Source organism: Rhizobium sophoriradicis (assembly GCF_025200795.1).
GTDB classification, from domain to species: domain Bacteria; phylum Pseudomonadota; class Alphaproteobacteria; order Rhizobiales; family Rhizobiaceae; genus Rhizobium; species Rhizobium sophoriradicis.
Genome location: NZ_CP104152.1, coordinates 3810758 through 3825371, shown reverse-complemented (window position 1 = coordinate 3825371; position 14614 = coordinate 3810758). Strand labels below are relative to the sequence as shown.

Genomic DNA, 14614 nt, shown 5'->3' with positions numbered 1-14614 from the left:
TTCCCCTCTGGTCTATGCGGCGCGTGTCGGACGGTCGAAGATGCGGCGGCCGAAGAGGCTGGCCGTCAGTTCCACCAATATGCGGGCGCTCTTGCCGCGATCGTCGAGAAACGGATTGAGCTCGACCAGATCCAGCGACGAGACGAGACCGCTGTCCGAGAGCATCTCCATGACAAGATGGGCTTCGCGGAAGGTCGCGCCGCCAGGCACCGTCGTGCCGACGCCGGGGGCAATGTCGGGATCGAGGAAATCGAGATCGAGGCTGACATGCAGCAGGCCGTTCGCCTTGGCGACGACGTCGAGAATGTCCCGCATGATGGCGCCGATGCCCTGTTCGTCGATGGCACGCATATCGAAGACGTTGACACCGTGTTCGTGGATTTCTTCGCGCTCGCGCGCATCGACCGAGCGGATGCCGACTTGGAAGACATGCTTCGGGTCGACGAAGGGACGATCCTTCGGCAGGATTTCGGCGAACTCCGCCTCGCCGCAGAAGAAGGCGACGGGCATGCCGTGCATGTTGCCGGAGGGGGAGGTGGTGGGAGAATTGAAATCGGCATGGGCATCGAGCCAGAGCACGAAGAGCGGGCGGCCTTTGCTAGCGGCATAACGGGCCATGCCGGATACGGTGCCCATGGAAAGGCTGTGGTCGCCGCCGAGAATGAGCGGAAAGCGGCCGGAGGCGGCGACATCATAGACGCTGCTTTCGAGTGCGCGGGTGAAGGCGCCGACGATTCTCAGATTATGGGCCTTGGAATGGTTCGGCAGGTCCATCGCCGGCACGATCCTGAGATCGCCATTATCCGCGACATCGTGGCCGAGATCGATCAGCGTCTGGTCGACACCGGCAATGCGCAGCGCCGCGGGACCCATGGCAGCGCCTCTTCGGCCGGAACCTTCCTCCAGCGGTGCGCCGATGAGGGTGACTGATCGCGATTGGACATTCATTCGAGGGCTCCGTGTTGAGGCCTGTTTCAGCCGATAGTGGGATAATGGTTTGCCGGCAAAAAGATGGAAAAGTGCCAGAAATGGATTATGATTGCGCAGATTGATAGAGCTATTTTGACAGAGTGATCAGTGTGGACGATCTCGATACCGAACTCTTGAGCGCACTACGCCACAATGCCCGCATTTCCGTCTCCTCGCTTGCAGCGATAACAGGTGCATCCCGGGCGACGGTCGCCGCCCGCATCGACCGGCTGGTCGCCAGCGGCACCATTGTCGGCTTCACCATCCGCACCAGCCACGAGACGCGATCGGCCGGCGTGCGCGCCATCGTCATGATCGAGGTGCTCGGCAAACTGGCCGACAGGGTGGCCGATCAGTTGCGGGGTCTGCCGCAGGTTCGCGCCCTTCACAGCACCAACGGCAAATGGGATTTCGTCGCCGAACTCGAGGATCGCGACCTTGTTTCCTTTGACGAGACGCTACGCCGCATCCGGCTGATCAACGGTATCAACTCGACCGAGACTAATATTCTCTTGAAGACGAGCAAGACGGGTTTTTAGAGCAATCCCAGGAAAAGTGCGAAGCGGTTTTCCGTCCGGGATTGCGCAAAACAAAGGTAAGCCGCCTCAATACTCACGCTCATAAACGATGCCGGCTTCGCCCGCCCCGTTGCCGCCGGCGGCGCCGCGCAGTTTAACGCCGCGGCCGACATCGAGATTGATGATCGCCTTGGCGCCTGCCGCCCCGCCCTGCTGCAGTTCGAAATAGGTGCGGTCGTTGAGATAGCGGCCGACGCTGACGCTCGTCTGGCCCTTCTCGTCGGTGCTGACGTCGAAATCGTCGACGCCGAGCTGGTTGCGCAAGCCTTCGAAAAGCGAGGTGGAGCGGTTGCCGGCCAGCTGGCTGACGGCATCGGCGAGTTGGGCGATCTGCACCGGCGACAGCTTCGACATCGACTGGCCGAAAATCAGCTGCGCCAGCACCTCGTCCTGCGGCAGCTGCGGCGAGGAGGAAAAGGTGATCGAAGGATCGGTGGCGAGGCCGGCCACATCAACCGTCAGGGTCGTCGTGCCGGAGGTGGAGGTGGCTTCCATGTCGAGCGCCGGTGTCAGATCACCGGCAAAGGTGATCCTGCTCTTGTCGGAGAAGTTCAGACGGCGATTGAGAATGGTCAGCCGGCCGCGGCGCATGGTGAAACCGCCGGTGACGATGGGTGCCGCGGCCGTTCCGCGGATCGTCACGCGGCCGCCGAGCTCGGCATCGATGCCACGGCCGCGCACGAAGATTTGCGAGGGCGCGTCGATTTCGAGATCGAGGGTGATGACGGAAGATTTCTCGCCGGTTTTCCGTCCGCCGCCATCCCGCAGCTGCGCAAGCACCGCCCGCGGTGCGTTCTTGTGCCGTATGTCGATTTCGCTGAGGGAGGTCGGCAATTTTTCCGGGACGGTGATCGAGGTCTTGTCCAGCCGCAGTTTGCCGCTCAGCGTGGCGCTCATGATCGGTCCGCGCAGGCCCACTGTCCCGTTGACGGTCGAGACGACGAGGGTTCCGTCGACATAAACCGCCTTGTCGAGCTTGATCGAAATGTCGGCGGGAAAGCCGCCGGCCGGCTGGATACCGATGGTGCCGCTCGCCGAAATCGTGCCGCCGCCGCCGAGATTGCCGCTGAGGCGCGATATCACGGCCTGGGTGCCATTGAAGGTGACGGTGGCTGCGAGATTGTTGACGGCAAGATTGCGTCTGACGTCGACAAGTTTGGCGCCATTGGTCGAGACCGTGCCGTTGATGACAGGTGCTGCCGCCGTTCCACCGATCGAAAGATTGACGGTGGCGACCCCGTCGGCGACCAGGCCCTGCTGCGCAAGCGGGGTGCTTAGCACCGCGAAAGGAACATTGCCGTTGAAGCGCAAGTCAAGAGCTCGATTGCCTGATATAACGACACTGCCGCCACCCTTGAGCGACATGCCGGCGTCACCAGCAAGACTGGTTTCGACGGTCAGCTTGCTGCCGGCCAGCTTTCCGGAGGCCCCGATGCTGAGCGGCGAAAGACCGGCGCCCTTGGTCTGGCTCGTCGCGGCGTTCTTCCAATCGACCTTGAAATCGACAGCGGGGGAGGACAGCGTGCCGGTCGCCTTGGCGCTCGCCGAGATCGTGCCGTCGGCGCCGATACCAGGAACAAAGCCGTTGGCGATGGCAGCCGGAACATTGGCAGCGTTTGCCGTGACGTCGATCGATCGGATCGATGTGCCTGCAATGGAAAGATTGCCGGCGGCTTTCAGGTTAATGCCGCCGCTGCCGCGGAGGTCAGCATCAAAATCGAGCCTGTCGCCGGCATATTTTCCTGTGGCCGCCAGCGCAAGACGGGAGAGGCCGGCAGCCTTGGTGTGGCTGGTCGCGGCATCCTTCCAGTCAAGCTTGAAATCGACGATCGGATCAGCCGGCGTTCCCGATGTGACGGCGCTTGCCGAAAGCGTGCCTTCAGCACCGAGACCGGGAACAAAGGCATTGGCGATATTTGCCGGCAGGGCGGGAATATCGGCATTGACCGAAAGGTCGCGGATGGCCGTTCCGGCAATCGTGACGCCGCCGGTCGCCTTAGCCAGCACGCCGTCCTTGCCGGCGAGGTTGGCATCGAAATCGACCCTGTCATTGGCGAATTTGCCGGATGCCGCGGCGCTGAGACCGGAAAGACCGCTGCTCCTGGTCTGGGCGATTGCGGCGTTCTTCCAGTCGAGCTTGAAGTCGACGGCGGGCTTGGGAAGCGCGCCTGAGGCGGATGCCGTTCCCGACACCGTGCCCTCCGCCGCAAGGCCGGGAACGAAGCCGTTGGCAAGGCTCGCCGGCAGATCGGCGAGATCGGCCTTGACGTCAAGGTTGCTGACTGAGGCGCCCGATATCGCGACGTTGCCTGCAGCTTTCAGCGAGAGGCCGTCCTTGCCGCCGAGATTGGCGTTGAAATCAAGCTTATTGTCGGCGAGGTGGCCCGAGGCGGCAAGCGCAAGACCGGAAAGTTGGGCGGTCCTGGTGTGGCTGGTTGCGGCATCCGTCCAGTCGAGCTTGAAATCGGCCTTCGGTGCGGCGGGTGTGCCGGCCGCAGACATGGTGCCGGATATCGTGCCGCCGGCCGCCAGCCCTGGAACGAAGGCATTGGCGAGAGCGGCGGGAAGTTTGGCGATCTCGGCATCGAGCTTCACGCTGTCGATCGCCGTGCCGGCGAGGGCGACATTGCCCACGGCCTTCAGCGAGAGGCCCTGATCGCCAAGGGCTGCTGCGTTGAAATCAAGCTTGTTCTCGGCAAATTTTCCCGATGTGGTAATGCCGAGAGCGGCAAGCCCGGCACGCCTGGTGTGGCTCGTTGCAGCCTCTTTCCAGTTGAGATCAAAATTGGCGGTCGGCGCGGAAGGCGAGCCTGCCGCCGAGATTTTTCCCGAGACCGAGCCTTCGGCAGCAAGATCGGCGACGAAGCTGTTTGCGATACTTGCCGGGATATTTGCCAAGGTCGCATCCACCTTGGCGGCGCCGACCGTCTTACCGGTAATGGCGACATCGCCGTTTGCCTTGAGCGAGAGGCCGTCGGCGCCGCTGGCCGCAGCGTCGAAACCGAGCTTGTTGTCGGCGAATTTTCCAGATGCCGTCACGCCGAGACCGGCGAGGCCGGCGCGTTTGGTGTGGCTGGTGACGGCATTTTGCCAATGGAGATCGAAATCGGCGGTCGGGGCAGCAAGGGATCCGCTCGCCGAGACCGTTCCGGAGACAAGGCCAGCGGCTGCGAGATCGGGGACGAAACCGTTTGCAACAGCTGCAGGGATATTGGCCAGTGTCGCGTCGATCTGGGCGCTGCCGATTGTCGTCCCGGTGACCTCGACGTTGCCGTTTGCCTTCAGCGATAAGCTGTCGGCGCCGCTGACCGCGGCATCAAAATCGAGCGTGTTGTCGGCGAATTTGCCGGACGCGGTCACATCAAGAGCCGTAAGACCGGCGCGTTTGGTGTGGCTCGTCGCAGCGCTCTTCCACGCGAGATCGAAATTTGTGGTCGGAGCCTTGAGGGAGCCGGCGGCGTTCACCCTTCCCGTAATCGTGCCTTCGGCGGCGAGATCGGGAACAAAACCATTGGCGACACCGGCGGGCAAGTTGAGGATATTGGCGTCGATATCGAGCACCGGCGCCGCCGGATCGGCGAGGCCGACATTGCCGGCCGCCTTGAGCGAGAGGCCGTCGGCGCTGCCGATCGTCGTGTCGAAATCGAGCTTCCTGTCGGCAAATTTGCCGCCGGCGGTGATGCCGAGCGGCGCCAAGCCGGCCCCCTTGGTCTGGCCCGTCGTCGCATCCTTCCAGTCAAGCTTGAAGTCGGCGATGGGTGCGGCCGGCGTTCCCGTCACGGCGATCGTTCCGGAGATCGTGCCGCCAGCCGAAAGGTTGGGCACGAAACCGTTGGCGAGTGCTGCCGGCAGCTCCTTGATGACGGCATCGAGCTTCAGCGTCTGCCCGGCCGAACCGGTGACGCTCACGGAGCCGGTGCCCGTTTTCAGCGTCAGTCCGTTCAGACTGGCGGCGCCGCCGGCGATTTTGACCTGCGCCGCTGCGTCAAGCTCGAGCGGGATGTTGCGCGGACTTGCCGAGAAACGATCGAGGTTTACGTCGATCGTGCCGTCCGCCGTCTGGATATTGCCGGTCGCCAGCACCGGATTGCCATCATAGGCGGCATTGAGATCGAAGTCGGTTTGATTCTGCTGCTTGGTGAAAGCCAGCGAAAGGCCGGCAAGACTGTTTGCGCCGGCATTCACCTCCTCAGCCCCGACCGTGCCGTTTGCCGCAAGGGCGCCGAGATCGCTGACCGTGACGTCGATCTCGGGTTTGACGACGGCGAGTGTATCGCGGCGAAGCGAAGCGCCGGTCGCCTGCAGCTTCACGGCGACCTTGCCATCATCGCCGGCGATGTCGAGCGATCCCTTGAGATCGCCTTCGGCTTTCTGTCCGCCGAGCGCAGCCAACAGGCCAATATTGGGAAAATCGAAAGTCAATGCGCCCGAGGGCGTCAGGGAGGGTGAAAATTCGAGATTGCCGGTCAGCCGGTTGCCGCCGATGTCGGCGGTCAGTGCCGGAATGCTCATCCTGCCGTTCTCCGAGCGGATATCGCCGTTGACGTCGATCGGCTGGCCGTCGATCGTGCCGGTGGCGGCAATCTTGCCTTGTGGCGCCTTCGGATCGGCGACACCCGACAGGTCGACATTAAGATTGGCGAGCGTGCGGTCGGCCATTTGAAGGCTGGTGGCCTTGAGATTGGCCGTCACCGCAATTGCCGGCAGTTCGCCGCCGATTCGCACTGCGTAGCCTGCTCCGCCGCTTGCACCCGGCATCAGCTTGCCGATATCGGGCAGCCGGCCCGAGAGATCGGCGTTCAAAGTCGAGCCGTCGAGGGCGACGTTGCCAGCAGCTTCGAGCGTTCCGGAATTGACGACGAGGTTGGACAGCGCGAATTTCGACGGGACGGTGCCCGCCACCTGGCTTTCGAGAGAAATAGGACCGTCGAACCTGCTTGTCGCCGCAGCCGGCAGAGCCGCCGGCGCGATGATCAGCTTGACATTGCCGGTCAGAGCGCGGTCTGTCAGCCGGTAGGAGCCGTTGAGGCTGCCGTTGATATTGGCGCTTTCGACGGTGGTGCCATTGAAACCAATGCTGCCGGCCGCGATCTGCAGCGGCGCGGCGATGGTAATAGGGCCTTTGACCGCACGGTTGAGGTTCGGCTCGGCAAAAGTCGCGTCTCCGGCGACGAGGCGCAGCTGGACGCTGCCAGAGCGGGCGGCAAGATTGAAGGCGTCGCTCTTTGCCGTCAGCTTGACGTTGCCGATATCGGCCTGCGGGAGGGTCGCGCTGTCGAGCGAGCCGCTGACGCTCAGCCGGGCGGCTTGCGAGTCGCCGGTCAGCGCCAGGTTGAGACCGGATATCAGGAAGCGCGCTTCGCCTTCGGCGAGCGGCCAGCGGAAATCGACAGGCCCGGACGGGCCGAGCAGGTTGGCGTTGAGGCTATTGTTGCCGGCCGGATCAAGCGTGCCGGATGCGGCAATGACGACGCTGCCGGTGGCGACATTGCCCGTCTGGATGTCGATCTTGCCATGATCGTTGAAGGTGGCGGCAAGATCGATGTTGGTCTGGCCGGCGAAAAGCGGCCGGAATGCTGCCGGCAGAAGCGAACTCAGGTCACCCCCGCCCTTGAGGTCGAGATGGTGCAGCCCGTCGGCGGTGATCGCATGCCGGCCTTCGATTGCGGCCCGCTGTTGTCCGTCGAGCGCCGCCTGCAGTTTGCCTTTCCAGTCGGATATCGGTCCCTGGCCGTCGAGGTCGATGTTGACGGCGGGACTGTCCGGCAGGCCGAGGAAGCCTGCGAGCAGCCCGCCCTTCGGCTCGGCAAGCTGTGCCTTCAGCAGCAGCCGGTTTTCGGCCGGCGCATAGGCGATATCGGCGGTAAGCCGCGCATCCGGGACCGCGTGGCGGCTGACTTTGACGATCGCTTCGCCGCCGTCGCCAGCTGCCGAGAGGCTGCCTTCGGCGGCGAGGGCAAAGGCGCGCCCGGCAAAGGCTTCGGCAAGTTTGATATTGGGCAGCGCAACCTGGTCGACGTCGATCTTGATCGGGAGAGAGAAGCCGCCGGAATTTTCGGCATCGGGCCGGGAGGGCAGGGTGCGCACCGGCTTGCGCAGTACGTCGATCGCTTCGATCTCGAAGCGCTTGGCGTGGAAGGTTCCCGTCAGCAGCGCCAGCGGATTCCAGTCAATGGCCACGCCGTGGATCTCAGCAAAAACGCCCCTCGTGTCGGAGATGGAGATCTCGGCGGCGCGAAGCCCGCCGGTCAACAGACCTTCCGGTTCGCGCACCTCGATCGTCATGTCGCGATTGGAAAGCGTGGAGGCTATTTTTTCGGTGACGATACGGGCGCCAAAAGAGGTGAAGCCGAAGATCGCAAGCGCTGCGACGGCGAGAATCAATGTGGCGCCCACGGCATAGCCGGTGAGCCGTATGATCCAGTTGACGATTTTTGCCAGCGTTTGCATCGGCGCGGACACTACCCCCGTTTTCATGACGGCTCACAGATCGGACATGACAGCGGAATCGCAGTCCTAGAAGGACTGGCCGATGCCGGCGTAAATTCCATAATCTGTGCCATCTTCGTACTTGTTCAGCGGCACGGCAAAATCAAGCCGCAGCGGGCCGAAAGGTGTGGCATATCGTATTCCAGCGCCGGCGCCAGCGCGGATATCGGAAAAACCAGGGAAGGTGCTGTCCGATACGGTGCCGACATCGACGAAGGGAACGAGGCCGATCGTATCGGTGATCTTGATGCGGGCCTCCAGCGAAGCCGTGACATAGGAGCGGCCGCCGGTGGCGTCGCCATTGGCGTCGTAAGGCGAGAGTTCTTGATAGCTGTATCCGCGCACCGAACCGCCGCCGCCGGCAAAGAAGCGTTGCGTGGCGGGAATGTCCTCGATCCCGCCGCCGCCGATCAGCACGCCGGCCGCGACCTTGCCGGCAAGCACGAGGCGATCCTCGGCCCCGAACGGCAGATAGCCGGAGATCGAGCCCTCGAACGCTGCATAGGGTGTGGCGTTGAAGATCTCGTAGCCCGGCTTTACCGAAACCGTCGCGCGATAGCCTTCCGTCGGGTTGAATTTGTCGTCGCGCGCGTCGCGATCGTATTGGATCGGCAAGGTGAAGGTCAGATAGTCGTTGGTGCCGAAGGCGTCGTCATCGCGCTCCCAGCTGACTTCGCCGCTCGCCGAGATCGTGTCCTTGTCGGTCAACTCATAGGAAAGGCCAAGCGAGGCGGTGATGAGCGTCGCGTTATAAGCATCCGGATTCTGGGTCTTGGCAACGATGCCGGCCTTCAGCGTGGCGGCTGGGAAAAAGGCGCCGGGCTTGGTGAAAAGGATGCCGGCGGAATAGTCGAGGCTGCCGACATCGGTGGTTTCGCCGAGCCGTGATACCGATCCCTCGATCCGCAGCGTTTCGGCTTCGCCGAACAGGTTGCGGTGGCCCCAATAGCCCTGGACGCCAAAGCCGTCGGTAGTGGAATATTGGGCGCCGACGCCGAAATAGCGCCTCTTGCCTTCGGAAACCTCAATTGTCATCGGCAGCGTGCCGTCCGGCGCCAGCGCATCGCCCTCATGAATGGTGACGCTCGAAAAGACGCCGAGGGCGCGAAGCCGCTCACCGGCCTTCTTCAGGGTTTCCGGCGAATAGGCGTCGCCTTTGTTCAGTCTGGAATAACGCTGGATAAAGCCCGGCCTCACGGTTTTTTCGCCGGTGACGCCGACATCGCCGATCGGGGCGACCGGCCCGCCCTCGGCGGAAAGCACGATATCGACGGTATCGCTTCTGTGGTCGGCGACGACCTTGCGCTCGGTCAATTTGGCAAAGGGCCGGCCTTCGGTCTTCAGCTGTTCGACGATCTTATCGCCGGCCTTGATGATGGCGAGCGAACCGGCTTCGGCGCCCGGGGCAAGGTCGTAATCGGCGGGATTGCGGTCTGCGGCGTCACCGCCGAACTGCACTTCCCTGACCCTGAAGACGGGGCCCGGGGTTATGTCGACGGTGACGGGAATCGGCCCGGAGCGGTCGAAGGTCGGATTGGGCGGCAGGTCGTCAATGTTCTGGCCGTCGATGGTGATCGTCACCACGCCGCCGTAGCGGGCCTTTTCATACAGGGCGGCAATCAGTCTTTCGCGGTCGTCGCGCGCCTTGACGACGATGCCGAGATCGCCGGAGACCGGCTGTTTCTGGTCGCTGACGAGGCGGGAGCTGTTCTCCAACGCTTCCTTGAGATCAGGATCGGCGGTGTCGGCCTTCAGTTCGACCTGATAGCGCACCGGATCAGGCACCTGTTGAGCGTCGTCCTCGTCCTTGCCGAATATAGTGATGCCGAAAAGCTTGAAGGCATAAGCGTCGCCGATCAGGACCGGTGAGAAAGCAGCTGCCGCTGCGACCACCATCATGGTGCCTGTTCGCCGATACGCAGTACCTGTTTTCGGGCTTATCCCTCTAATCCGCATACGCCGCTTTTGGTTACGTCTACAATGAAGCTTCGTTGCCCAGCCGTGAACAGCTTAGCGGCAAAATCGCGCGGGGTGTACCATTTTAAATTGCCAGCGCACTAAATTAGCACAAAAAATCCCGGATGTGTGTCCGGGATTTCCTGATTTGGCCGATGTGCAAGCGCTCTCAGCGCGGGCAGGCGTCGATGTAGCGGCGGCCGTAGCGGTCGCGATAGTAGCATTGGCCGGGCTGTTCGGCGACGCTGCCGATGAGGGCGCCGGACACGCCGCCGATCGCCGCGCCGACTGCCGCGCCACGGACATTGCCGGTGACTGCGCCACCGATGACGGCACCGGATGCAGCGCCGATGCCGGCGCCCTGCTGGGTCGGTGTGCAGCTTGCGATCGATAGGCCGATCAATGCGAGTATGACAGCTTTCTTCATCACTTTTCTCCTGGGTTGTCGCCCGATGGGCATAGGCCGTCCCTAGTCTTTTTCGCCACGCTAGTCCGAAAACTATGTCGGAAGAAAGGGTTGTCCACTCTTGGCCCGATTTTTTTGCAATATGGGCATTGTCGCTGCCGAGCGGTTTTCGCGATTCCATTTCGTCTATGCCGCATCAGTTGAGTGATCCGCGCTCGCGTATTTTTTTATCTGGAATCATTCAAAAAACTGGGCCTTTTGCCGCAGTTGATGTTAAAGCAAAGGGTAAGCATTGACGCGCGGACGTCCGGTCGGCAAGAACGGCCGCGTGATACTGGAGCATATGATGGATTTCGAAGCGTTTTTCAAAAGCGAGCTGGACGGGCTTCATGCCGAGGGCCGTTACCGCGTTTTTGCCGATCTCGAGCGTCAGCGCGGCCACTTCCCGCGCGCCACGCGCCATACGGCCGATGGCGAAAAGGACGTCACGGTCTGGTGCTCCAACGACTATCTCGGCATGGGCCAGAACCCAAAAGTGATCGAGGCGATGAAGGCCGCCATCGACCACTGTGGCGCGGGTGCGGGAGGCACCCGGAATATATCTGGCACCAACCACTATCACGTCCTGCTCGAGCGTGAGCTCGCCGACCTGCACGGCAAGGAATCGGCACTGATCTTCACCTCGGGCTATGTCTCCAACTGGGCAGCACTCGGCACGCTCGGCGCCAAGATCCCCGGCCTGATCATCTTTTCCGATGCGCTGAACCATGCCTCGATGATCGAGGGCATCCGTTACGCCAAGTGCGGCAAGGTGATCTGGAAGCACAATGACGTCGCCGATCTCGAAGCCAAGCTGAAGGCCGCCGATCCGAAGGCGCCGAAGCTGATCGCCTTCGAGAGCGTCTATTCGATGGATGGCGATATCGCCCCGATCAAGGAGATCTGCGACCTCGCCGATAAATACGGGGCGATGACCTATCTCGACGAGGTCCATGGCGTCGGCATGTACGGCCCGCGCGGCGGCGGCATTGCCGAACGCGAGGGGCTGATGGACCGGCTGACCGTCATCGAGGGCACGCTCGGCAAGGCCTTCGGAGTGATGGGCGGCTATATCGCCGCGTCGGCCGCCCTTTGCGACTTCATCCGCTCGTTTGCCTCCGGCTTCATCTTCACCACGGCGCTGCCGCCGGCGCTTGCCGCCGGCGCGGTCGCCTCGATACAGCACCTGAAGGTCAGCCAGTTCGAGCGCGCCCGCCATCAGGACCGGGTGCGCAAGCTGCGCTCGCTGCTCGACCAGCGCGGCATTCCGCATATGCACAATCCCAGCCATATCGTGCCGGTGATGGTCGGCGATGCCGCCAAGTGCAAGTGGATCTCCGACCTGCTGCTCGACAATTGCGGCGTCTACGTCCAGCCGATCAACTATCCCACAGTGCCGAAGAAGACCGAGCGGCTGCGCATCACGCCGACACCGCTGCATTCCGACGCCGATATCGCCCATCTCGTCGAGGCGCTGCATTCGCTCTGGTCGCGCTGCGCGCTGGCAAGGCACGTCGCCTGATTCTCTCAACATCGTCCGGTTCGAATCGCGGCCAGAATCTCCATCCGAGATTCTGGCCGCGACTGGTTTTGCGGCCGTGAGACTTCGCCCCTAAACCTCTTTCGGCCTGCACAGTGCCATCCGGCGCTGGTGCATTGGGACGTGACCCATCGGTCTCAGAGTCCGGGCGCTTGCTTTTCACCGTGCAGCACCTCGTCGATGCCGGCCTTCCCGAATTGCACGGGAAAACCTTTTCTCACTTGACAGTGGACTTGGTAAAAGCTTTTCTCAATCCAACTTCAGAAGGAGGAAGCTCTGAACCTAACGGGAGGGAAAAGAGGCAGGATCACCATCCATGAGGTGGCATCGGCGGCCGGGGTCAGCATTTCGACGGCGTCGAAGGCGCTCAACAATACCGGCCGGATGGGGGCGGAAACGCGCGAGCGGGTGAAGCGGATCGCCGGCGAAATCGGCTATCGGCCGAACGCCCTGGCGAGAGGTCTTCTCAGCAAGCGCAGCTTCACCATCGGGCTGCTGACGAACGACACTTACGGCCGTTTCACGCTGCCTGTGATGGCGGGTATTTCGGACGCGCTCGTCGATCATGGGGTTTCGGTTTTTCTGTGCGCCATCGAAGACGATCCGGCGCTCGCCCAGACCCATGTCGATGCGATGCTGGACAAGCAGGTCGACGGCATCATTGCGACCGGCAAGCGGCTGGACAGGCGTCTGCCCGTCGATCTGTCGAATTTGCATGTGCCCGTCGTCTACGCCTTCACGGAGGGGACGCAGAACAGCGTTACCTTTCGTTCGGACGACGAACAGGGCGCGAAACTGGCGGTCGAATGGCTCGCGAAGATCGGGCGGCGGCGGATCGCGCATATCACCGGCCCGGAGGAGTTTTTTTCGGTTCGGGAACGGGCCGGCGCCTATCACCAGGTGGCGGGCCATCGTGAGCCCGTGCTTTACGGCGTCTGGTCGGAAAGCTGGGGCCATGAGGCGGTCGAGCAGCTGTGGAAGAGGCCGGGCGAGAAGCCGGACGGGCTCTTCTGCGGCAACGACCAGATCGCCCGCGGCGCCGTCGACGCGCTGCGTGAGCGCGGCATCGAGGTGCCCCAGGACGTCTCGGTGATCGGCTTCGACAATTGGGAGATCGTCGCGGCTCAGACGCGGCCGCCGCTGACGACGGTGGATATGGAGCTGAAGGAGCTCGGGCGGCAGGCCGGATTGACGGTGCTGGCGCTTGCGGAGGGACGGTTCGTCGAGCCGGGTGTCAGAAAATTGCCGTGCCGGCTGATCGTCCGGCAGTCATGCGGGGGCGAAGCCCCCGGGAAGTGAAAGCAAGGGAATGAGCGAAGGCGCGAGGAGATGCGCCATATTGGGAGGAATGTCATGATCAAGCGTCTATTGGCGGCGACCGGCATCGCTACCTTGTGCCTGTTTTCGGCTGCGTTGGCTGCCGAAAATGTCGAAATGTGGGTTCGCTCGGGGATCGGCGACGCCTTCAAGAAGGTCGTCGAAGCCTATAATTCCAGCCATGAGAACAAGGTCGTGATGACCGAAGTGCCGTTCTCCGAACTGGTGCAGAAATATGCGACCGCAATCGCCGGCGGGCAAGCGCCCGATGCGCTGTCGATGGATCTGATCTATAATCCCGCCTTTGCCGCGGCCGGCCAGCTGGAAGACCTGACGGACTGGGCAAAATCGCTTCCCTATTTCAATTCGCTGTCGCCGTCGCATGTCCGCCTCGGCACCTATCAGGACAAGATCTACGGTCTGCCGCTCTCGGTCGAGACTTCGGTTTTCGCCTGGAACAAGGATCTCTACAAGAAGGCCGGTCTCGACCCGGAGAAAGCGCCGGCGACCTGGGATGAAATCACCGCCAACGCCGAGAAGATCCGGGCGCTGGGTGACGACACTTACGGCTTCTATTTCTCCGGCGGCGGCTGCGGCGGCTGCATGATCTTCACCTTTACGCCGCTCGTCTGGGGTGCCGGCGCCGACATCCTGTCGGCCGACAGCAAGACGGCAACGCTCGATACGCCTCAGATGCGCAAGGCGGTCGATATCTACCGCAACATGGTCAAGAAGGATCTGGTGCCGGCGGGTGCGGCCAGCGACAACGGCACGAACTTCCTGACCTTCACCAACGGCAAGATCGGGCAGCAAAGCCTCGGCGCCTTTGCCATCGGGACTTTGGTGACCCAGCATCCCGAGATCAATTTCGGCGTCACCCTCATTCCGGGCGTCGACGGCAAACCTTCGTCCTTTGCCGGCGGGGACAACTTCGTCATCACCAAGGGAACGAAGAAGATCGACGCGGTGAAGGAGTTCCTCGAATATATCTATTCGATGGACGGCCAGAAGATCATGGCGAAATATGGCAGCCTGCCGACGCGCGGCGATATCGCCGACAAGGTGCTGGAGGGCCTCGATCCGCGCATGCAGGTCGGCCTGAAGGCAATCAGCGTCGCCAAGACGCCCTATACGCTGCAGTTCAACGACCTGATCAACAGCGCCAATGGCCCATGGGCGAGCTTCACCAACGCCGCCATCTTCGGCGACGATGTCGACGGCGCGTTTTCGAGCGCCCAGTCGGAAATGCAATCGATCATCGATAGCGGCCAGTAAACTCTCCCACGGCCGCGGCCGGGGAGCGGTGGCAGCTTCCCGGCC

Annotated in this window: 8 protein-coding genes; 4 read left to right on the top strand and 4 right to left on the bottom strand. The window is 62.5% G+C overall.

Annotated features, from left to right (window positions below; translation table 11 throughout):
* Positions 1 to 12: 12 nt before the first annotated feature.
* Positions 13 to 948 (bottom strand): arginase, encoded by a 936-nt coding sequence (gene rocF, locus N2597_RS18755; protein ID WP_096762007.1) that lies wholly within the window; start codon positions 946 to 948, stop codon positions 13 to 15.
* Positions 949 to 1070: 122 nt separating this feature from the next.
* On the opposite strand from rocF, the gene N2597_RS18750 reads away from it, so the two are divergent.
* Complete coding sequence (locus N2597_RS18750; RefSeq protein ID WP_179363777.1) at positions 1071 to 1508, top strand: Lrp/AsnC family transcriptional regulator; 438 nt, start codon at positions 1071 to 1073, stop codon at positions 1506 to 1508.
* Between the two features lie 66 nt (positions 1509 to 1574).
* Here the strand turns inward: N2597_RS18750 and N2597_RS18745 are convergent, their stop codons facing one another.
* The 3 genes from N2597_RS18745 to N2597_RS18735 all read right to left on the bottom strand — a co-directional run bounded on the left by N2597_RS18745 (position 1575) and on the right by N2597_RS18735 (position 10419).
* The gene (locus tag N2597_RS18745; RefSeq protein ID WP_183598618.1) at positions 1575 to 7997 is read right to left on the bottom strand and encodes a translocation/assembly module TamB domain-containing protein; all 6423 of its coding nucleotides are present in this window, start codon (positions 7995 to 7997) and stop codon (positions 1575 to 1577) included.
* A 66-nt stretch (positions 7998 to 8063) separates the two neighbouring features.
* Complete coding sequence (locus N2597_RS18740) at positions 8064 to 9992, bottom strand: autotransporter assembly complex protein TamA (protein WP_183598585.1); 1929 nt, start codon at positions 9990 to 9992, stop codon at positions 8064 to 8066.
* 169 nt (positions 9993 to 10161) lie between these two features.
* A complete protein-coding gene (locus N2597_RS18735) occupies positions 10162 to 10419 on the bottom strand; it encodes a YMGG-like glycine zipper-containing protein (protein ID WP_004679653.1) in 258 nt (85 codons plus the stop codon).
* A gap of 325 nt (positions 10420 to 10744) precedes the next feature.
* On the opposite strand from N2597_RS18735, the gene hemA reads away from it, so the two are divergent.
* From hemA to N2597_RS18720, 3 genes are all read left to right on the top strand, one after another.
* Entirely contained in the window at positions 10745 to 11959 is a 1215-nt protein-coding gene (gene hemA, locus N2597_RS18730; RefSeq protein WP_010059967.1) for a 5-aminolevulinate synthase, read from the top strand.
* A gap of 339 nt (positions 11960 to 12298) precedes the next feature.
* Positions 12299 to 13276 (top strand): LacI family DNA-binding transcriptional regulator, encoded by a 978-nt coding sequence (locus N2597_RS18725; protein WP_341356205.1) that lies wholly within the window; start codon positions 12299 to 12301, stop codon positions 13274 to 13276.
* 54 nt (positions 13277 to 13330) lie between these two features.
* On the top strand, positions 13331 to 14569 hold the full coding sequence (locus N2597_RS18720; RefSeq protein WP_183598583.1) for an ABC transporter substrate-binding protein: 1239 nt from the start codon (positions 13331 to 13333) through the stop codon (positions 14567 to 14569).
* The last annotated feature ends 45 nt before the right edge of the window (positions 14570 to 14614 follow it).